This window comes from Rhodanobacter sp. Soil_C_14, assembly GCF_057657335.1.
Genome location: NZ_JBDGIQ010000006.1, coordinates 21,314 through 40,496, shown reverse-complemented (window position 1 = coordinate 40,496; position 19,183 = coordinate 21,314). Strand labels below are relative to the sequence as shown.

The window sequence follows — 19,183 nt, the reverse complement described above, 5'->3', positions numbered from 1 at the left end:
CGTCAGCCCTTCACGCCGCCCAGCAGCAGGCCTTCGAGGTAGTAGCGCTGCAGGGACAGGAACAGCAGCAGTACCGGCAGCACGGTGACCACCGATCCGGCCATCATCAGTTCGCTGTCCTGCGAGTGTTCGCGCGCCAGCGAGGCCAGGCCGATCGGCAAGGTGTAGTGGTCCTGCCCGGTCAGCACGATCAGCGGCCACATGAAGTCGTTCCACGCGGCGAGGAAGGTGAAGATGGCCAGCGTGACGATGATCGGCTTCAGCAGCGGCAGCACGATCTGCGCGAAGATCCGCCACTCGCCGGCGCCGTCGATCCGCGCCGCTTCCAGCAGTTCGTCGGGGATGCCGCGCGCATACTGGCGCACCAGGAAGATGCCGAACACGGTGGCCAGCGCGGGCACCACCACGCCGGCGTAGCTGTTCACCAGCCCGATGTACTTCAGCAGCAGGAACAGCGGCAGCATGGCCACCTGGGCGGGGATCACCAGTGCGCCCAGCAGGGCCTGGAACAGCCGCTCGCGCCCGGCGAAGCGCAGCTTGGCGAAAGCGTAGCCGGCCAGCAGGTTGCAGGCCAGCGACAGCACGGTGATGGTGCCGGCCACCAGCAGGCTGTTGAGCAGGTAGCGGCCCATGCCGGCGTGCACGAACAATTCGCGGTAGTTGTCCCAGCTGGCATGGCGCGGCAGCAGCGGCGGCGGCAGCGCGCTGGCCGCGCCCGGCGCCATGAACGACACCGACAGCATCCACAGCAGCGGGAACAGCGCCACCGCCGCCACGCCGATCAGCAGGCCGTTGACCAGCGCCCTGGCCAGCCGCGGATTCATGCCTGCTCTCCGCGTCGGGACAGCTTCAGCATCAGCACGGTCACCGCGAACATGATCAGGAACAGCAGGAACGCCACCGCCGAGGCGGAGCCGAGGTTCCACCACTTGAAGCCTTCGTCGTACATCAGGTACAGCACGCTGACCGTGCTTTGCAGCGGGCCGCCCTCGGTCATCACGTAGGGTTCGGCGAACAGCTGGAAGTAGCCCGACACGGTGAGGATGCCCACCATCAGCATGGTGGGTTTGAGCATCGGCAGGGTGATGTGGCGGAACTGCCGCCAGGGCGAGGCGCCGTCGATGCGGGCGGCTTCGTACAGGTCTGGCGGGATCGCCTGCAGGCCGGCCAGGAAGATGATCATGTTGTAGCCGAAGTTCTTCCACACCGCGAACGCGATGATCGTGGGCATCGCCCAGTGCGGATCGCCCAGCCAGTCCACCGGATGGATGCCGACCAGTCCCAGCACATAATTCGCCATGCCGTATTTGGTGTTGAACAGGTAGCGCCAGATCACCGCGGTGGCTACCACCGTGGTCACCACCGGCGCGAACAGCGCGGTGCGGAAGAACGGCTTGCAGCGCGTCAGCGGCGAGTTCAGCAGCATCGCCGCGCCCAGCGAGGCGCCCATCGACAACGGCACGCCCACCGCCACGAAGTACAACGTGTGTCCCAGCGCCGACCAGAACAGCGGCCGCTGCAGCAGTTCCCAGTAATTGCCAAGCGCCACGAAACGCAGGTTGCGGATGTCGGCCAGCGCGTAGAGGTCGTAGTCGGTGAGGCTGAGCAGCAGCGCGGCCAGCACCGGCAGCAGGAAGAACACGCCCAGCACCAGCAGCGCCGGGGCGAGGAACAGCCAGGCCGTGCGTTGCGGGTTCATGGCGTGTGCCCACGGAGCTGGTCAGGATGAGCGTGGTCGAGCACCCAGCGCCGTTTGGCCAGGATCGCATCGGCGCGGCGATCCATCTCGGCGGCGGCCTGGTCGATGCTCAACCGGCCGGCGATCGCCTCGGCGGCGACCAGCTGCATCTCGTTGGCGATGCGCTCCCACTCCGGCACGGCCGGCGCGGGCCGCACCTGTTCCAGCTGCTGGCGGAACGCGCGCGCCTTGGGGTCGTCATGCAGGGCGCCGCCCTCCCACGAGCTGCGCCGGGGCGGCATGTCGCCGAGCAGGTCGTAGAACTGCCGCTGCACCGCGGGCTGCGACAAGTACTCGATCAGCTGCCACGCCGCGTCCTTGTGCCGCGAGCGACGGAAGATCACCAGGCTGGAACCGCCGGCCACGCCGATGCCGGGGCCGGTCGGTCCGGGCAGGGGCGCGGTGGCCCAGTCGTCCTGCTGAGCTGCCGGCAGGCGCGCGCGGAATTCGCCGATGTTCCACGGGCCGGACAGGTAGAACGCATACACGCCGCGGCCGAACTCGGTCCACGGATTGCCCGCTTCGACATTGGTGATCGCCGGCGCCTGGCGCAGCCGAAAGGTGTCGACGTAGAACGCCAGCGCCCGCCTGAAGCCCGCGCTTTCGAAATTGCCGTAGCGGCCGCCGTCGCGCAGCAGCCCGTCGCCGGGATGCGGGCCGTAGTCCTGCTGCAGCGCCAGCGACATCAGCTGCTCGTACTCGTTGGTCGGCAAGAGGATGCCGTAGCGGTGACGGGCGGGATCGCTCAATGCAGCAAGCTGTTGCCGCCACTCGGCCCAGCTGCGCGGCGGTGCGTCGAAACCGGCGGCCTGCAACAGGTCGCGGCGATAGAACAGCAGCCGCGTGTCGACGTACCACGGCACGCCGTACAGCGTGCCGTCGATCACGTTGGTGGCCCAGATGCTGGCGAAGTAGTCGCGCGGCTGGATCACCCGCGAACGGTCGACCCGCGCCTGCAAGGGCTCCAGCGCGTGCAATGCGGCCAGCTCGGGCAGCCAGGTGTTGCCGAGCTGGCTGAGGTCCGGGGTGGAATCGCCGGCAAAGGCGGTAAGCAGCTTCTGGTGCGCGGCGGTCAGCGGCAGCTGCTGCACCTTGACCCGGATGTCCGGGTGGGCGCGCTCGAACGCGGGCAGCAATTTGACGATGGCTTCGCCTTCGCGGCCGATCGTCCAGAACGTGAGTTCGTGGTTGTCCGGCGCTTGCGTGCAACTGCCCAGCAGGGCGCTGCAGGCGATCGCCACCAGCCATGCGTGCCGCCACGGGCGCGCACGGCAGCTCATTTTTTCGACGCCTCGGCGGCCAGCCAGCCGCCTTCGAAGCCGGCGCGCTGAAGTCCCTTGCGGATGTACGGGTTCTTCTTCATCACGTTCCAGACGAAGTCGCTGCGCCAGTTCTCGATCATCAGCACGATCGGCCCCTGGTCGATGCCCAGCTGCTCGCTGTCGACCCAGCCCATCGGCAGCACTTTGCCCGTGCGCAACTCCGTATGCACGTGGAAGCTGGGATTGAAGGCGTCGACAAAGCCGTGCCGGTTGTAGATCGCGCTGCCGTAGCGGCGCTTCATCTCCTCCAGCGCGGGAATCACCAGCTCGGGCGCGAACGCGATCGAGCCGGCGACCGCGGTGGGCACGAGGGTGCCGTCGTCGACCAGGTAGCCCAGTCCGGCGCCCCGCGCCGTGTAGCCGTAGAACTGGCGCTTGCTCTTGCCGTCCATGACGATGCCGCCGGGACCGTTGCTGGCGGTGAGCCCCCACATGTTCGGGCCGTAGCCGGTCCAGCCGCCCGGGTTGGCGATCGCGTAGTTCCTCTGGGCGATCACCGCGCGGCGGCTGTTCTCGAAATAGTCGAGGTCGTGCTGGCGGTTCCAGGCATCGCGAATGCCGCGGAAGTCGATCCACACATGGCTGTACTGATGGCCGAACAACGGGCCGAAGTTCAGCAGTTGCTCGCCGTGGAAGCTGCCCCAGCTGCGGTCGTAGGTGCGGGTCCATGCCGTCCAGGCGTCGGCGTCCACCGGATGCGTGGGCGAGCCCAGCGCCAGCACGTAGACCAGCATCGCCTCGTTGTAGCCTTCCCAGTCGTGCGGGATGAACTTGCCGCCCGGCGTCCAGCCCATGCTGATCAGCGGCGCGCGCACCTGTGCCCAGGGCCAGTCGACCCGCCGGTAGATGCGGTCGGCCAGCGTGCGGATTTCCTGCTCGGCCGGCGTGTCGCGATCGTAGTACGACTGCGCGAACAGCACGCCGCCCAGCAGCAGCGAGGTGTCGACTGTGGACACCTCGGTCCAGCGGGCGAAGCGCCGGCCGCTCTTCATGTCGAGGAAGTGATAGAAGAAACCGTGGTAGCCGCTGTCGTCGTCCTCGCTGTCGCCCTGCGGCGCAGTGTCGAAGAAGCGCAGCGTGGCGAGCGTGCGCTCCACCGCCTGTTCACGGGTGATGTAGCCGCGCTCCACGCCCACGCCGTAGGCGGTCAGGCCGAAGCCGACCGCGGCGATGCTGGAGAACGATTCGCCCGGATAGTGGTCGGGCACCAGGCCATTGGCCGGGTCCGCGCTGTCCCAGAAGAACCGGAAGGTGCGCTGTTCGAGGTCGTTGACCAGCGCCGGTACTTCGGGCGTGCTGGCGGTTGTGGCGGGAGCGGGGTCGGGCCGGGCCTGCCAGGCCGGGCTGGCGGGAGCTGCCAGCACCAGGGCCAGGCCGAGCAGAAGGGAGGCAAGCCATGCGGGCCGGTGGGGAAACGTCATGATCGGTCTGCCGTACTTTGTGAGCGACGCCACCTGGACCCGCGGGGGAGCGCAGGTTCAGGTGGACGTCCAGACGTCCGTTATCACGAAGCGGACGGATGAATCGGTACTGCCTTGCCGCGGGTGGATCAGAACGTGTAGCGGGCGCCGATCTGGAAGCGGCGGGTCTGGTTCGGGTCGGCACTGGTGGCGCGGCCGAAGTCCGGGTTCGGGTTCAGCGTGCCCCAGTTGTACTGGTTGTTGATGTAGCCGTTGTCGACGTCGCGGTTGAACACGTTCATCACGTCGAAGCGCAGCTCCAGCGCCTGGCTTTCGCCCCAGCGGAATTCCTTGGCGATCGACAGGTCGAGGTTGAGGTACTTCTGGCCGTACTTGCCGTTCTTGTAGAAGATGCAGTTGTAGTCGCAGCCCGGCACGTTGGCGAAGTAGTCCCAGGGCAGGCCCGAGCCGTAGGTGAAGATGCCGGTCAGGCGGGTGTCCCACGGGCCGCGCACGATGCCGTTGAGCACCAGGTGCTGTTTCTCGCCCACGTTGTCGGCGAAGTAGCCCGCCGGATCGACATAGTCCAGCGAGTAGTTGTCGCCGCCTTGCTGGCGCGCGCGCTGGTAGGTGTAGGCCAGGCCCACACCCCAGCCGGAGGCCTCGGTGTACGGCTTGTCGATGCTGACCAGCACGCTGCTGGACTGGGTCTTCTTGTCGGTGTTGTGCAGCACGTTGCCGTAGGGGCTGCCCGGCATCTGGTCACGCACGAAACCCGGTTCGGGCAGGCGGTTCCACACCCAGGTGAACTGGTCGTAGCCCAGCACGCGGGCCAGTGTCAGCGAGGCGGTCCAGTCACCCATCACCTGACGCACGCCCAGGCTGAACTGGTCGGTATGCGGCGGTTTGGTGTTGTTGTTGATCACGTCGATTTCGGAACTGAAACCGGCCGAGCCGGATGCCAGCAGACCGTTGAGGCCGGCCGGCGTCAGGTAGCTCGGGTCCCATGCGATGGTGCCAGGGGTGACACCGCCGGGGCTGAACAGGAAGGTGTAGTTCGGCACCAGCGAGTGCAATTCCTCCTGGCTGATCCAGTCGAACGGCGTGCGGTCGTAGTAGCGGCCGGCGCCGCCGAAGATCGTGGTGCTCTGGTCGCCGTCCTTGCTGACATCCAGCGAGAAGCCCAGCCGGGGCTGGATCGCCCCCTTGTAGCCGTCGCGGTTGTGGCCGTTGCTGATGTAGTTCTGCAGGCCCAGGTATTCCAGCGTGGGAATCTGCTCGGCTGGCGTCACGTAGTCCTTGTTCAGCGCGTTGGTCTCGTAATCCCAGCGGATGCCCAGGTTCAGCTGCAGGCGTTCGGTGATGTCCCAGTCATCCTGCACGTACAGGCCGAGCTGGTTGGTGTGCAGGTTGGCGCTGGCCCCGTTGGGCGCGTACACCGCCTTGTACGGCGAGTTGAAACCACCGGGATAGTCCGCGCCTTCCTGGAAGTAGTAGGTCGGCACGGTGGCGCTGTTCTGCTCCAGCGTGATGCCGTACGCGGCATACTTGATGCCCGCCTTGATCGTGTGGTCGGGCAGGCCGAACCAGGTGAAGTCGTCGCGGAAGGTACGCTGGTTCTGGCCCTTGTCCTGCAGGTCGCCGCCGGCGCCGATCACCGCGATGCCGGGATCGTAGATGGCCCGCACCGTGCCGGACTCGGCCGAGGTCGGGTGCCATTTCGCCGTGCCCGCATCCAGCAGCAGGTCATTGGTGTAGCTGTCGCCGCGCTTCTGCCATTTCAGCAGCAGGTCGTCGACGTTGTTCTTGCGGTTGCTGCGCGCGCTGTAGGCGGTGGTGCCACCGAAGCCGAGCTGTTCGCTGTCGCGGCGCGTGGTCAGGCTGAGGTCGACGTTGTTGTCGTGGTTCGGCTGCCAGCTCAACTTGCCGAAGAAGGTCTTCTCGTTGAACGGCGCCGAGAACGTGCCGTTGTACTGGGCGAAGCGCGAGTCGTTGATCTGCACCGTGTTGTTGGCGGTGTCCTTGCGTTCCTCGTAGTTGATGAAGAACTGCGCCACGTCCTTGATGATCGGTCCGCCCAGGGTGAAGCCGCGTTGTTCACGCTTGTACTCGGGCTTCTTGACGTGGTTTTTCTTGTCGAACGAGTTCTGCGCGATCATCGACGTGTTCTGGAAGTAGTCGTAGACCGAACCGTGGAATTCGTTGGTGCCCGACTTGGTCACCGCGGTGATGATTGCGGTGCCGGCCTGCTCGTACTCGGCCTTGTAGTTGTTGGTGAGTACGCGGAATTCCTGCACCGCTTCCTGCGAGAACGGGTTGCCGCGGGTGGAGTCCTGGCCGGCGATGCCGCCCTTGAGCACGTTGTTCTTCAGGCTGGCGCCGTCGATGAAAACGTTTACATTTTCGGCCGATTGACCGCCCGACGAAAAGCTTTTCGAGTTGGGGTCGCGCGAGGTGGTCACGCCCGGCACCAGCTTGGCGAAATCCAGGAAGTTGCGCTCGTTCTGGGGCAGTTGCTGGATCTGCTTCTGGCTGATGTTGGTGGCCACTTCCGAAGTGCGCGTCTCGACCAGGGTGGTGGCGTTCACCGAGACGCCCTGCAGCTCGGTGGCATTGCTGGTGCTGGGTCCGGCCGCGGCGGCGCCGGCGTCCAGGTTGAGGTTCAGCGCCTGGCCGACCTGTACCGTGACGGTGCGGCTGGCGCTGCTGCCGTTGCCGCTGGCCACGATGGTGTAGCTGCCCGGGCTCAGTCCGGCCAGGGTGTAGTTGCCGTCCGCACCGACCTTCGCCTTGCTGACGAAGCCGTTGGCGGTATTGGTGGCCACCACCTGGGTGGGCATCGCGCCCTGCGGTGCGCTGACGTGCCCGCGCAGGATCGCCGTGCTGGTCTGGGCGTGCGCGCCCGGCAGCGCGAATGCGGTGACCAGCAGGCCGGCGAGTGCCAGCGAGATGTGCCTGGATAACGTACGTTGATTGACCATGACTGACCCTCTCCCGTAATCGTTGCAAGGTGGTGGAACGCTCTTCCGTCGTTGCCGTGCCATTGTCTGCGGACCCCTATCGTGGCCCGCCTGGAGTGCACCGACCGGTGCCCGGTGCGGTTTCTTCCGGCGCGATCCGGCGCCGGTATCTCGATGCGTTTCAGCCCGATGGCGCGGCGCTGGATGCCCGCACCACCAGCTCGGCGCCGACCCGGCGCCGGCTGCCCGCGCGCACGTCGTCCGGGTGGTCGAGCTGTTCGCCCAGCAGGGCCATCGCCTGCCCGCCGAGTTCCGCGATGTGCACCTGGATCGTGGTCAGCGGCGGCGTCACGTAGCGCGCCATCGGCACGTCGTCGAAGCCGCCCACGGCGATGTCCTGCGGGATGCGCAGGCCCGCCTCGCGCAGGGCCGCCAGGCAGCCGATCGCCATCATGTCGTTGGCGGCGAACACCGCATCCGGCCGTGGCCGCATCGCCAGCACCTGCTGGCCGGCGCGATACCCGGATTCTTCGCTGAAGTCCCCGCGCAGCATCATCACCGGACTGTCCGGTGCATGGCTGGCCAGCGATTCGCGATAGCCGAGCTCGCGCTGGGTGGCATCGCGGTTGCCCGGTGGGCCCTGGATGAACACGATGCGCCGGCGACCCAGCGACAGCAGGTGTTCGACCATCAGCCGCGCACCGCCGTCGTTGTCCACCGACAGGGCGCAGTAGTCGGTGCCGGACAGCCGGGTGTTGATCAGCACAGTGGGAAGATTCTGCGGCAGGTTCTGCCGCAGGAAGTCAGCATCGGCGTGGGGCGACATCAGCAGCAGGCCGTCGACCCGCCCCTGCATCGCGCGCAGGGCGGCGGCCGCCGCTTCCGCGTCATCGTGCGAGCTGGAGACCAGCAGGTGCAGGCCGCGCGCCCGCGCCGCCAGGTCGATGCCGCGGATCAGCTCGGAAAAGAACTCGCCGTACAGGTCGGGCAGCAGGGCGCCTACCGTGTTGGTGCGCCGGGTAATCAGCATGCGGGCGGCGGCATGCGGCACGTAGCGCAGGCGCTGGGCCGCCTCGAGAATGCGCCGGCCGGTCTCGGCGGTGACGCCACGGCCGCCATTCAGCGCGCGCGACACCGAGGCCACCGATACACCGGCCTCGCGCGCCACGTCTTTGATGGTTGCTGCTGGCATTGGTGACCCGATCCGCGAACAGGGAACCGCATTGCGGCGCCAACGTAAACGTTTTCATGGCGGATTGTAAAGCGCTTGTAAAACGATACCTCTGCTGCGCTGCGGCAGTCACCGTCGATCGCCGCGCGCTGCCGCCGGCAGATTCCCTGATGCTGGCCCGCATCGACCGGATTCCCGCTGCGGCGCTGCAGCAGCCCTCGATTTGGCACGATTCAGGCATGACATCCAGTGACTTGGCGGTTCTGTGACCGGAGTCATTCGCCGCCCTCGTCTGACTACTTGTTAAATTTTCAGTTTCGCCGTTAAATGAAGGTTAATCTTTGTGGACTCAGGCAACTGTATCCTCAAGTTATCGCGGTTACTCAACAAACGATAGGCAACCTGCTGTTTTTCAAGACCATGATGACTGCTGCTCTCACCTTGCTGCTTGTCTCCACCGCGCTGATCGCCAGCGCCGTGCGTCATGTGCCGGCCGGTCAGGTCTACAGCCTGTATCGCCGCGGCAAGCTGGTGCGGGTGCTGCAGCAGGGAACGCATCTGGTGTTGCCGTTGCTTGACCGGGTGGCTCACAAGATCAACCTGGCCGGGCAGACGCTGCGGCTGGATGCGTCGCAGGAGGATGCCGGCGAGGTACGCGGCACCGTGTACTGGCAGGTGCTGGAGCCGGAGCGGGCGGACGCGGTATTCGAACAGGTCGACCAGCTGATTCGTCGCGGCGCCCGTGAAGCGCTGCGCAACGAGCCCGTCGCTGCTGGCGCCGATCGGCGCGACCTTGGCGCCCGGATGAAACAGTCCTTGAACAGCGCGCTGCGCGAGCGCGGCATGATGGTGACGCGGGTCGAATTGGACGCCGCCTGAATCAAGGGGTCGCGCCAGGGCGTCCCAGAACGCCCGCGCCGCAGGGGATTTGCAGGTATTGAACCCGCCACGGCGGGTTTTTCTTTTGGCGGGGCTGGCAAGCGCGGCAGCGGCCGCCGATACTTTGCGGCCCCATGTGACGAGTGAACCGATGACCAGCCGCGACGCCCTGCAGGCACGACTCGAACAAGGCATCGCCACGCTTGGCCTGTCGTTGCCGCCCGAGGCGGTGCCGCGCCTGCTGGATTACCAGGCCTTGCTGCAGCGCTGGAACGCGGCGTACAACCTCACCGCGGTGCGCGATCCGGACGAGATGATCACCCGCCACCTGCTCGATTCGCTGGCGATCCTGCCGTACGTGCAGGGCCAGACCCTGGCCGATCTCGGCACCGGTCCGGGCCTGCCCGGCATCGTGCTGGCGATTGCCGCCCCCGGTCGGCAGATCCTGCTGGTGGATTCGAACGGCAAGAAGGTGCGCTTCCTGCGCGAGGCGATCCGTTCGCTGAAACTGGAAGGCGTGCGCGCCGAACAGTCGCGGGTTGAGGACGTCGAAGGCCAGTTCGACTGCGTCACCGCGCGGGCCTTTGCCAGCCTCGCCGACATGCTGGGCTGGGGCGGTCATCTGCTGGCCCCCGACGGGATCTGGCTGGCGATGAAGGGCAAGCTGCCGGATGACGAGTTGCCGGGCATTCCGCCGGGTTTCGCGCTGCGCGGCACGCACGAGTTGACGGTGCCGGGCCTGCCGGCCGAACGCCACTTGCTGGTGCTGGCCCGCGGCGCCTAACCGAAACCACCCCCGCGACCAGTCCGCCGATCCCTTCCCCCGCATGCGGGGGAAGGTGCCCGAAGGGCGGATGGGGGTGCGCGCGGCGCAGCCACGCTCCGAGCAGCGAAAAGCAAAAGCACTACCCCATCAGCCCTTCGGGCAGCTTCCCCTGCGGGGCAGGGGAAGCGAAAGCTTCCGATGGGTCAGTCGTCCAGCACGGCGCCGTTGCTCTCGATCACCCGGGCATACAGTTTCGCGGTGGCCTTGGGCGTGCGCTGCTGGGTGGCGAAGTCGACGTGGTAGAGCCCGAAGCGTTTGGAGAAACCCAGCGACCATTCGAGGTTGTCCAGCAGCGACCACGCGTAGTAGCCCTTGAGGTTCACCCCGGCCCCGATCGCCTTGTGCAGCGCCTTGAGGTGCTTGCGCAGGTAGTTCGTGCGCAGCGGGTCGTCCAGCTCGCCGTTCTCGGCCACCGGCGGGTCGTAGAACGCGGAACCGTTCTCGGTGATGTACAGCGGGATGTCGCCGTAGCGATCCTTGAACCAGGTCAGCGTGTCGGTCAGGCCCTGCTCGAACACCTCCCAGCCGGTCTCGGTATAGGTCTTGTTCGGCTGGCGCACCGGCACCGCCTTCAGCGGGTAGGCGTTCGCGTCGTGCTTCACCACGGCGCGGGTGTAGTAGTTGATGCCGACGAAGTCGACCTTCTGGTTCGTCAGCTTGAAATCGTCTTCGGGAAAGTCCGGCCAGGCGTCGCCGAAGATCTCCTTCAGCTCGGGCGGATAACGGCCCAGCAGGGCGGGGTCGGCGAACTGCTCGTTCATGTAGGCATGCGCGCGGCGGGTGGCGGCCAGATCCTCGGCGCTGTCGCTGTGCGGGTATTTCGGCTCGATGTTGAACACCACGCCGATCTCGTGCCTGCCATGGGCGCGATAGGCCTGGATGCCGGCGCCGCTGGCGCGCATCAGGTTGTGCGTGGCGATCGGCGCTTCGTACTTGTTGCGGTGGCCCGGTGCCAGTGCACCGTGCAGGTAGCCGCCGTCGGTGACCACCCAGGGTTCGTTGAGCGTGGCCCAGCGCGGCACGCGGTCGTCCAGCGCCTTGAACATCACTTCGGCGTACTCGGCGAACCAGTGCGCGATGTCGCGGTTGAGCCAGCCGCCGCGGTCGTCCAGCGCCGCCGGCAGGTCCCAGTGGAACAGCGTGGCGTTCGGCACGATGCCGTTTTCCAGCAGTTCGTCGACCAGCCGCGAGTAGAAATCCAGCCCCTGCGGATTGACCCGGCCGGTGCCCTCGGGCAGCACCCGCGCCCAGTTGATGCTGAAGCGGTAGCCCTTGAGGCCCAGCGCCTTCATCAGCTGCACGTCGCCCTTGTAGCGGCGGTAGTGGTCGCAGGCGACGTCGCCGGTGTCGCCGTTCACCATCATCCCCGGCGTGTGGGCGAAGCGCTGCCAGATGCTGGGGCCGGCGCCATCGGCCAGCGGCGAACCCTCGATCTGGTAGGCCGACGTGGCGGCACCCCAGTGGAAGCCGTCGGGAAAGCGGAAACTGGGGCTTGTCATCGGGGTTCCTGCAATCAAAGTGCTTGATGTAAACGATTACATGGGCAGAATAGCCGAATGCCCCGCCGATGTGCAGACCAGCGCATGCTTCGTCGGGGCGGCCATCGTGGCCACCCGCACCGGAGATGCCGATGGCCGCCGTACAACTGGACCAGCTGCGCAAGGTCTATCCCAACGGCCACGTCGGCGTGGCGGGCGCCAGTTTCGAGATCGCCGACGGCGAACTGCTGGTGCTGGTGGGGCCGTCCGGCTGCGGCAAGACCACCCTGCTCAGGATGATCGCCGGCCTGGAAACGATCAGCGACGGCACCCTGGCGATCGACGGCCGCGTGGTCAACGACGTCGCGCCCAAGGATCGCGACATCGCGATGGTGTTCCAGAACTACGCGCTGTATCCGCACATGACGGTGGCCGAGAACCTGGGCTTCGGCCTGAAACTGCGCGGCCACAGGCAGACTGACATCGACGGCCGCGTGGCGGCGGCGGCGAAGACGCTGGAGCTGGAAAGCCGGCTGGCCTCGCGCCCCGGCGCGCTGTCCGGCGGCCAGCGCCAACGCGTGGCGCTGGGCCGGGCGCTGGTGCGCGATCCCAAGGTGTTCCTGCTGGACGAGCCGCTGTCCAATCTCGACGCGAAGCTGCGCCTGTCGATGCGGGTGGAGATCGCCCGGCTGCATCGCCAGCTCAAGGCCACCATGGTCTACGTCACCCACGACCAGATCGAGGCGATGACCCTGGGCCAGCGCATCGTGGTGCTCGATGGCGGCGTGATCCAGCAGATCGACACGCCGATGAACCTGTATGACAAGCCGGCCAACCTGTTCGTGGCCGGCTTCGTGGGCAGCCCGGCGATGAACCTGCTGCACGGCACCCTGCAGCGGCAGGATGGCTGGAAGCTGGTCACCGGGCAGGGCGACATCGCACTGGGCGAACCGCCGCAGGCGTCCGCGTGGGAGCCGTGGCGCGATCGTGCGGTGGTGCTGGGCGTCCGCCCGGAGGACCTGCAGCCGCAGCCGTCCGGCGCGGCCGCCCTCACCGCGCAGCTCGAAGTGGTCGAGCCGGTCGGCAACGAGGTCTTCCTCAACCTGCGCTACGGCAGCCAGCCGCTGGTCTCCCGCGTGGCGCCGCGAGCCCTGCCCGAGCCCGGCAGCGCGGTGCCGTTGGGCCTGGCGAACGAGCGGCTGCACCTGTTCGATGCGGACAGCGGCCGGCGCATCGTGGCGTGAGCCAGGCGCCGGCTGGGCAGGCAAGCCGCGGCGGCAATGCTAATCTAGCCGTCCTTCGCGAACGGTAGCTATCCATCCATGGCCCGCATCATCGCTGTCGCCAACCAGAAAGGCGGTGTCGGCAAGACCACCACGGCCGTCAACCTCGCCGCGGCGCTGGCCGCGGCGAAGCGCAAGGTATTGCTGATCGATCTCGATCCGCAGGGCAATGCCACCATGGCCTCGGGCGTCAACAAGCGCGACATCCAGGCCAGCGGATGCGAAGTGCTGCTGGAGGAAGTGCCGCTGGCCGCCGCGATCGTGTCCACCGATGCGCATTACGACCTGCTGCCGGGCAATGGCGACCTCACCGCCGCCGAGCTGAAGCTGATGGATGCGCTGGCCCGCGAGCATCGGCTGAAGGAACTGCTGGCCACGGTGACGGACAACTACCACACCATCCTGATCGACTGCCCGCCCTCGCTGAACCTGCTGACCCTGAATGCGCTGACCGCCGCCGACGGCGTGCTGATCCCGGTGCAATGCGAATATTTCGCGCTGGAAGGGCTCTCCAGCCTGCTCGACACGGTCAAGGCGGTGCGCCACCGGCTGAACCCGAAGCTGGAGATCGAAGGCTTGCTGCGCACCATGTACGACGTGCGCAACAACCTCGGCAACGAAGTGTCGGCCCAGCTCACCCAGCATTTCGGCGACAAGGTGCTGCGTTCGATCATCCCCCGCAACGTGCGCCTGGCCGAGGCGCCCAGCCACGGCCAGCCGATCCATCTGTACGATCGCAGCTCGCGTGGCGCGATCGCCTACATCGGCCTGGCCGGCGAAGTGATCCGACGTGAGCGCGGGCTGCCGCGCAGCGGGCCGGTCGATCCGGTGGACGACATCGAACCGCCGGCGGCAGTATCCGCGCACGGCGACAGCGGCCCGGTGCTCAAGGCGCCGGCCGCCAACCATCAGGAATAAGGCATGGCTGCTGCGAAAAAACGTGGATTGGGACGCGGGCTCGACGCCCTGCTCGGCGGCGACGGCGATGCCGCACCGTCGGTACTGGCGCAGGAAGGCGAGCTGCGCATGCTGCCGATCCAGCAGATCCAGGCCGGCAAGTACCAGCCGCGTCGGCACTGGAACGACGAGGCGCTGGATGAACTGGCCGCGTCGATCAAGGCGCAGGGCCTGATCCAGCCGGTGGTGGTGCGCGAGCTGGGCAAGCACAGCTACGAGCTGATCGCCGGCGAACGCCGCTGGCGCGCGGCCCAGCGCGCCCAGATGAGCGAGATTCCCGCGCTGATCAAGCAGGTCTCCGAGGCCGCCGTGCCGGCGATGGCGCTGATCGAGAACATCCAGCGCCAGGACCTCACCCCGCTGGAAGAAGCCGACGCGCTGAAGCGGCTGATCGACGATTTCGAGCTCACCCACCAGCAGGCCGCCGATGCGGTCGGCCGCTCGCGGGCATCGGTGTCGAACATGCTGCGGCTGACCGAGATGCCCGAGGCGATCAAGCGCCTGCTCGACGAAGGCAAGCTGGAAATGGGCCACGCCCGCTGCCTGCTGACGCTGGAGGAATCCATCGCCGTACCGCTGGCGCGCCAGGCTTCGACCCTGGGCTGGTCGGTGCGCGAACTGGAGGAAGCCGCCCGCCGCGCGCAGACCGCGCCCAAGGGCAAGGCCAGGAACGCGCCCGCGACCGACCCGAACATCAGCGCGCTGGAACGCGAGCTGGGCGAGCGCTTCGCCACCCGCGTCGAGCTGGCCCAGGGCCGCGGCGGCCGCGGCAAGCTGGTGATCCACTATCACAGCAACGACGAGCTCGACGGCATCCTCGGCAAGATCCGCTGAAGCATGCTCTGCTCCCTCCCCTGCAAAGCAGGGGAGGGTCGGGGAGGGGTCGCTCTTGATCCTGGTTTTCAAGCCAAAAGCCACCCCCTCCCAGCCTCCCCTGCTTCGCAGAGGGAGGAGCAGTACGTACTTTGGCATTAAACTGCGCTTCGTTGCTGCGCCACGCGCACACTTGCTCCCGCTGAAAGGCCTTCCCCATGCCGCAACTCTCCGTCGTCGTCCCCGTCTTCAACGAGCGCGACAACATCCCGCCGCTGCTGGCCGAGATCGCCGCCGCCCTGCGCGGCCAAGTCGACTACGAGGTCATCTACATCGATGACGATTCCAGCGACGACAGTCGCGCGGTGCTGGCGGCGCAGAAGGCGAGCCACCCGGAACTGCGCGTGCTGCACCACGTCACCCGCAGCGGCCAGAGCACGGCGGTATGGAACGGCGTGCGCGCGGCGCAGTCGCCGTGGATTGCCACGCTGGACGGCGACGGCCAGAACGATCCGGCCGACATCCCGAAGCTGCTTGCCGCCCGCGACGCGGCATCGGCCGAAACGCGGCTGTTCGCGGGCTGGCGCACCACCCGCCGCGACAGTTTCAACAAGCGGATCTCCTCGAAGATCGCCAACGCGGTGCGCTCGCGCATGCTGCGCGACGCCACCCCGGACACCGGCTGCGGCCTGAAGCTGTTCGAGCGCGAGGTGTTCCTGCGCTTGCCCTACTTCGACCACATGCACCGCTACCTGCCGGCGCTGGTCAAGCGTGCCGGTTTCGCCGCCCAGAGCGTGCCGGTCGGCCATCGTCCGCGCACCGCCGGCGTGTCCAAGTACGGCATGCTGGACCGGTTGTGGGTGGGCCTGGCCGACCTGCGCGGCGTGGCCTGGCTGATGCGTCGCGGCAAGGTAACCAGGGTCGAGGAACTCTGATCCAGGTCACGTCGGCTGCTCCGGATGCTCGTATGCTGGGTGGTGTCCTCGGCTGAGCCGGAGCATCGGGAGACTGCCCATGAGCATTGCCGTCAAACGCGTCTACGAACCGGCCGCGACCACCGATGGCTACCGCGTGCTGATCGATCGCCTGTGGCCGCGCGGCCTGAAGAAGGACGCGGTGCCGCTGGACCTGTGGGCGAAGGAACTGGCGCCGTCGACCGCGCTGCGCCAGTGGTTCGGACACGATCCCGCGTTGTGGGACGGCTTCCGCCATCGCTACGCCAGTGAACTGGACAAGCTCGCCGAACACTGGCAACCGCTGGCGCAACGTGCCAGCCGGCACAAGCTCACCCTGCTGTACGGCGCACGCGACGAGGAACACAACAACGCGGTGGCGCTGAAGGCCTATCTGGAAAACTGGCTGCACTCGCACGGGCCGCGCTGAGCCGCGCCCGTCACGCCTCGCGTTGCGGCGTGCCCGCCCGCGGCCAGCTGGCCAGCGCGGCACGGGCCTGCAGCCGGCCCATCTCGATCAGCTCGCGCGCCCGATAGAACTCATAGGCGCTGGCGATGTTGCGCGGCAACTCGATCAGCAGGTCCGGCTCGTAGGCGGCCAGGCGCAGCCGCGCCAGGTTGGCCTGCATCAGGTCCATCGATTGGGTCAGCAGGTCGAGCGTGCCTGGCACCGGCGGGGGGCTCTCGCCATGCGGAATCATCCGGCTGATGAAGTCGCCGATGCGCTGGCGGTAGCCCGATGGCGCGTTCGCGTCGCGGATCGGCGGTTCCGGTGGCGTGCTGGTCACGGCCGCGCCATCGACACTGACGGCGATCGTGTAGTCGGCGTTCTCGCGGATCAGCGGAGTCACCGGCACCGGATTGAGCAGGGCGCCGTCGACCAGCCGGTGACCGTCGATCAGGTGCGGGCGGAACACGGTGGGAATGGCGATCGAGGCGCGGATCGCGTCGAACAGGCAGCCCCGGCTGAGCCACACCTCGCGGCCCCGTTCGATGTCGGTGGCCACCGCGGTGAACGCCAGCGGCAGCTCCTCGATCTGCACGTCGCCGATCAGTCCGCGCATCGTCTCGATGATCTTCTCGCCCTTGATCAGCCCGCCGCCGGTGAAGGTCCAGTCGACCAGCCTGAGCACGTCGAGCTTGGCCAGCGCGCAGACCCAGTCGCGATAGACCTCCAGCTTGCCGCTGGCATGGATGCCGCCGATCAGGGCGCCCATCGAGGTGCCGGCGATCGCCACGATCCGGTAGCCCTGCGCCTCGATTTCCTCGATGACGCCGATGTGCGCCAGCCCCTTGGCGCCACCGGCTCCCAGCGCCAGCGCCACCGTCGGCCCGAGTGGCGCGGCGGGCAGGTCCGGCGTGGTGGAAGAAGGCCCGGGTTGATGTGCTTTCATGGCAGGCATTCAATCACGAAATGCAGGCGTTGCCGTTGGCAGGCTGCATCGAGCGCGAGCGAGGGTGGTGGCGGCTGGTTAGTATGATCAGGGCTGCGGCACCTGGCTGGCGGCAACGAACATGGAATCGCGCATGGCTCCTTCATCACCCGCTTCTGCCCGAAAGCCCAGCCGCGTGCGCGGGCCGGAGCTTGCTGCGTGAACTGGCAGGCCTGGGCGACCGTGGCGGTGATCGCGCTGGCGATGGCGCTGTTCGCCAGCGAGAAGCTGCGCATCGACCTGGTCGCCCTGCTGGTGCTGGCGACCCTGGTGATCCTCGGCATCGTCACGCCGGTGGAAGCGCTCAGCGGCTTCAGCAACGAGGCCACGGTGACGGTGGCGGCGATGTTCGCGCTGAGCCTGGGCATCGAGCGTTCCGGCGCGCTGGAACCGCTGAGCCACTGGCTGATGCGGATCAGGCGCCCCTGGCTGCTGACCCTGGCGCTGATGCTGGCGATCGCGCCGCTGGGCGCCTTCGTCAAGAACATCGCCCTGGTCGCCACCTTCCTGCCGCTGGCGCTGCGCGTGTGCCAGCGCACGCATACGCCGCCGGGCCGCGTACTGATGCCGATGGCCTACGCCGCGCAGATGGGTGGCGTGTGCACCCTGATCGGCACCTCGTCCAACCTGCTCGCCGACACGCTGGCGCAGAAGCACGGCATGGCGGCGTTCGGGGTGTTCGAGTTCACCCGCATGGGCGTGATCCTCGCCGTGGTCGGCATCCTCTATCTGATGCTGGTCGGGCGCTGGCTGCTGCCGCGCCACATCGATGCGGAGATGCCGGAGCAGGAAGACATCGGCAAGTACGTCACCGAGCTGGAGGTGACCGAACAGTCGTCGCTGGTCGGCGGCAGCATCGCCGATGCGAAGCTGGGCGAGCGTTATGGCGTCTACCCGCTGGAGCTGCTGCGGGGCGAGAAGCGCATGTGGTCGCCGCGCAGCCAGGAGATCGCCGTGGGCGACGTGCTGCTGGTGCGCGGTGACTGGGAAAAGATCGAGGAATTCCAGCGCCGTACCGGCCTGCGCAACGCACCGGACCGGCGTTATGCCAAGGGCGATGACCGCTCGCGGGTGATGGTGGAGCTGATGGTGGCGCCGGCCAGCCCGATGGAAAGCCGGCGGCTCGACGAGACCGGCCTGAACTGGCGCTATGACGCGGTCGCCCTGGCCATCCATCGGCGCGGCCAGCTGTTGCGCGACAAGCTCAGCGACGTCAGTCTCGCGGTAGGTGACGTGCTGCTGGTGCTGGTGGACGACGACGCACTGTCAAACCTGCGCAACGACGAGGCCTTCATCGTGCTGAGCGAGCGCGAGGAAACGCATCGCACTCCGCGCAAGGCGTTCTACGCGGCCGCCATCATGGCCGGCGTGGTGGTGGCCTCGGGCCTGCACTGGCTGCCGATTCCGATCGCGGCGATCTGCGGCGCCATCGCCATGGCGCTGACCGGCTGCTTCGGCCGCAAGGATGTCTACGAAGGCATCGACTGGAAGATCATCATCCTGCTCGGCGCGATCCTGCCCCTGGGCATCGCGATCGAGCGCAGCGGCCTGTCGCAGGAACTGGTGCAGATGGGCCTGGGCGTGGTCGGCGAACACGGCCCGCTGGCCGCCCTGCTGATGGTCTATCTGCTCACCGCCCTGCTCACCGAGCTGATGGGACACAACCCCTCGGTGGTGCTGATGGTGGGCATCGCGGTGTCGGTCGCCCACGCGATGAAGGTGGACCCCCGGCCATTCGTGGTGGCGGTGGCGTTCGCCGCGGCGACGTCATTCGCCACCCCGGTCGGCTATCCCACCAACACCATGGTCTATTACGCCGGCGGCTATCGCTTCACCGACTTCATGAAGGTGGGTATCCCGCTGATCCTGATCTTCTGCGCGCTGTCGATGTGGCTGATTCCGAAGTTCTGGCCGTTTTAATAGAGCTAAAGCGCTTCTTTGCGTTTGCTCCCTCTCCCCGCAGGGGGGAG

At 67.3% G+C, this 19,183-nt stretch carries 16 protein-coding genes; 8 read left to right on the top strand and 8 right to left on the bottom strand.

The window, feature by feature from the left end; all coding sequences use genetic code 11:
• Positions 1-2: 2 nt before the first annotated feature.
• The 6 genes from AC3A56_RS14340 to AC3A56_RS14315 form a co-directional block, all read right to left on the bottom strand.
• Positions 3-824: a carbohydrate ABC transporter permease gene (locus AC3A56_RS14340; RefSeq protein WP_487770775.1), complete on the bottom strand. Its 822-nt coding sequence runs from the start codon at positions 822-824 to the stop codon at positions 3-5.
• Positions 821-1,699, bottom strand: coding sequence for a carbohydrate ABC transporter permease (locus AC3A56_RS14335; RefSeq protein ID WP_487770774.1), 879 nt, complete (start codon positions 1,697-1,699; stop codon positions 821-823). Before AC3A56_RS14335 ends, AC3A56_RS14340 begins: the two co-directional genes overlap by 4 nt.
• Positions 1,696-3,018 carry a sugar ABC transporter substrate-binding protein gene (locus AC3A56_RS14330; RefSeq protein ID WP_487770773.1) on the bottom strand — a complete coding sequence of 441 codons (1,323 nt, stop codon included), beginning with the start codon at positions 3,016-3,018 and terminating at the stop codon, positions 1,696-1,698. Before AC3A56_RS14330 ends, AC3A56_RS14335 begins: the two co-directional genes overlap by 4 nt.
• Positions 3,015-4,481 carry a glucoamylase family protein gene (locus AC3A56_RS14325; protein ID WP_487770772.1) on the bottom strand — a complete coding sequence of 489 codons (1,467 nt, stop codon included), beginning with the start codon at positions 4,479-4,481 and terminating at the stop codon, positions 3,015-3,017. Before AC3A56_RS14325 ends, AC3A56_RS14330 begins: the two co-directional genes overlap by 4 nt.
• Before the next feature lie 128 nt (positions 4,482-4,609).
• The gene (locus tag AC3A56_RS14320; RefSeq protein WP_487770771.1) at positions 4,610-7,441 is read right to left on the bottom strand and encodes a TonB-dependent receptor; all 2,832 of its coding nucleotides are present in this window, start codon (positions 7,439-7,441) and stop codon (positions 4,610-4,612) included.
• Positions 7,442-7,601: 160 nt separating this feature from the next.
• Positions 7,602-8,612 carry a LacI family DNA-binding transcriptional regulator gene (locus tag AC3A56_RS14315; RefSeq protein WP_487770770.1) on the bottom strand — a complete coding sequence of 337 codons (1,011 nt, stop codon included), beginning with the start codon at positions 8,610-8,612 and terminating at the stop codon, positions 7,602-7,604.
• Between the two features lie 402 nt (positions 8,613-9,014).
• Between AC3A56_RS14315 and AC3A56_RS14310 the strand changes: the two genes are divergently transcribed.
• Both AC3A56_RS14310 and rsmG read left to right on the top strand, forming a co-directional pair.
• Positions 9,015-9,470, top strand: a complete 456-nt coding sequence (locus AC3A56_RS14310; protein WP_056714074.1) for an SPFH domain-containing protein — start codon at positions 9,015-9,017, stop codon at positions 9,468-9,470.
• Positions 9,471-9,621: 151 nt separating this feature from the next.
• Positions 9,622-10,254: a 16S rRNA (guanine(527)-N(7))-methyltransferase RsmG gene (rsmG, locus tag AC3A56_RS14305; protein WP_056714629.1), complete on the top strand. Its 633-nt coding sequence runs from the start codon at positions 9,622-9,624 to the stop codon at positions 10,252-10,254.
• Positions 10,255-10,439: 185 nt separating this feature from the next.
• Here rsmG and AC3A56_RS14300 read toward each other — a convergent pair whose 3' ends face one another.
• Positions 10,440-11,795, bottom strand: a complete 1,356-nt coding sequence (locus tag AC3A56_RS14300; RefSeq protein ID WP_487770769.1) for a GH1 family beta-glucosidase — start codon at positions 11,793-11,795, stop codon at positions 10,440-10,442.
• Positions 11,796-11,926: 131 nt separating this feature from the next.
• Between AC3A56_RS14300 and AC3A56_RS14295 the strand changes: the two genes are divergently transcribed.
• The 5 genes from AC3A56_RS14295 to AC3A56_RS14275 all read left to right on the top strand — a co-directional run bounded on the left by AC3A56_RS14295 (position 11,927) and on the right by AC3A56_RS14275 (position 16,210).
• Complete coding sequence (locus tag AC3A56_RS14295) at positions 11,927-13,018, top strand: ABC transporter ATP-binding protein (RefSeq protein WP_487770768.1); 1,092 nt, start codon at positions 11,927-11,929, stop codon at positions 13,016-13,018.
• 78 nt (positions 13,019-13,096) lie between these two features.
• Complete coding sequence (locus AC3A56_RS14290) at positions 13,097-13,975, top strand: ParA family protein (RefSeq protein WP_056714623.1); 879 nt, start codon at positions 13,097-13,099, stop codon at positions 13,973-13,975.
• A 3-nt stretch (positions 13,976-13,978) separates the two neighbouring features.
• Positions 13,979-14,848, top strand: coding sequence for a ParB/RepB/Spo0J family partition protein (locus AC3A56_RS14285; RefSeq protein WP_056714620.1), 870 nt, complete (start codon positions 13,979-13,981; stop codon positions 14,846-14,848).
• A gap of 197 nt (positions 14,849-15,045) precedes the next feature.
• Positions 15,046-15,762: a glycosyltransferase gene (locus AC3A56_RS14280; RefSeq protein ID WP_007809932.1), complete on the top strand. Its 717-nt coding sequence runs from the start codon at positions 15,046-15,048 to the stop codon at positions 15,760-15,762.
• Positions 15,763-15,841: 79 nt separating this feature from the next.
• Positions 15,842-16,210 (top strand): DUF488 domain-containing protein, encoded by a 369-nt coding sequence (locus tag AC3A56_RS14275; RefSeq protein WP_056714614.1) that lies wholly within the window; start codon positions 15,842-15,844, stop codon positions 16,208-16,210.
• Between the two features lie 10 nt (positions 16,211-16,220).
• On the opposite strand, the gene AC3A56_RS14270 is transcribed toward AC3A56_RS14275, so the two are convergent.
• On the bottom strand, positions 16,221-17,174 hold the full coding sequence (locus AC3A56_RS14270; protein WP_487770767.1) for a patatin-like phospholipase family protein: 954 nt from the start codon (positions 17,172-17,174) through the stop codon (positions 16,221-16,223).
• A gap of 198 nt (positions 17,175-17,372) precedes the next feature.
• Between AC3A56_RS14270 and AC3A56_RS14265 the strand changes: the two genes are divergently transcribed.
• A complete protein-coding gene (locus AC3A56_RS14265) occupies positions 17,373-19,133 on the top strand; it encodes an SLC13 family permease (protein ID WP_487770766.1) in 1,761 nt (586 codons plus the stop codon).
• The last annotated feature ends 50 nt before the right edge of the window (positions 19,134-19,183 follow it).

Coding starts and splice junctions, on each gene's coding strand:
- rsmG (WP_056714629.1), top strand. CDS start 9,622: ATGACCAGCCGCGACGCCCTGCAGGCACGACTCGAACAAGGCATCGCC.
- AC3A56_RS14285 (WP_056714620.1), top strand. CDS start 13,979: ATGGCTGCTGCGAAAAAACGTGGATTGGGACGCGGGCTCGACGCCCTG.
- AC3A56_RS14335 (WP_487770774.1), bottom strand. CDS start 1,699: ATGAACCCGCAACGCACGGCCTGGCTGTTCCTCGCCCCGGCGCTGCTG.
- AC3A56_RS14290 (WP_056714623.1), top strand. CDS start 13,097: ATGGCCCGCATCATCGCTGTCGCCAACCAGAAAGGCGGTGTCGGCAAG.
- AC3A56_RS14275 (WP_056714614.1), top strand. CDS start 15,842: ATGAGCATTGCCGTCAAACGCGTCTACGAACCGGCCGCGACCACCGAT.
- AC3A56_RS14280 (WP_007809932.1), top strand. CDS start 15,046: ATGCCGCAACTCTCCGTCGTCGTCCCCGTCTTCAACGAGCGCGACAAC.
- AC3A56_RS14330 (WP_487770773.1), bottom strand. CDS start 3,018: ATGAGCTGCCGTGCGCGCCCGTGGCGGCACGCATGGCTGGTGGCGATC.
- AC3A56_RS14310 (WP_056714074.1), top strand. CDS start 9,015: ATGACTGCTGCTCTCACCTTGCTGCTTGTCTCCACCGCGCTGATCGCC.
- AC3A56_RS14315 (WP_487770770.1), bottom strand. CDS start 8,612: ATGCCAGCAGCAACCATCAAAGACGTGGCGCGCGAGGCCGGTGTATCG.
- AC3A56_RS14295 (WP_487770768.1), top strand. CDS start 11,927: ATGGCCGCCGTACAACTGGACCAGCTGCGCAAGGTCTATCCCAACGGC.
- AC3A56_RS14300 (WP_487770769.1), bottom strand. CDS start 11,795: ATGACAAGCCCCAGTTTCCGCTTTCCCGACGGCTTCCACTGGGGTGCC.
- AC3A56_RS14270 (WP_487770767.1), bottom strand. CDS start 17,174: ATGAAAGCACATCAACCCGGGCCTTCTTCCACCACGCCGGACCTGCCC.
- AC3A56_RS14340 (WP_487770775.1), bottom strand. CDS start 824: ATGAATCCGCGGCTGGCCAGGGCGCTGGTCAACGGCCTGCTGATCGGC.
- AC3A56_RS14320 (WP_487770771.1), bottom strand. CDS start 7,441: ATGGTCAATCAACGTACGTTATCCAGGCACATCTCGCTGGCACTCGCC.
- AC3A56_RS14325 (WP_487770772.1), bottom strand. CDS start 4,481: ATGACGTTTCCCCACCGGCCCGCATGGCTTGCCTCCCTTCTGCTCGGC.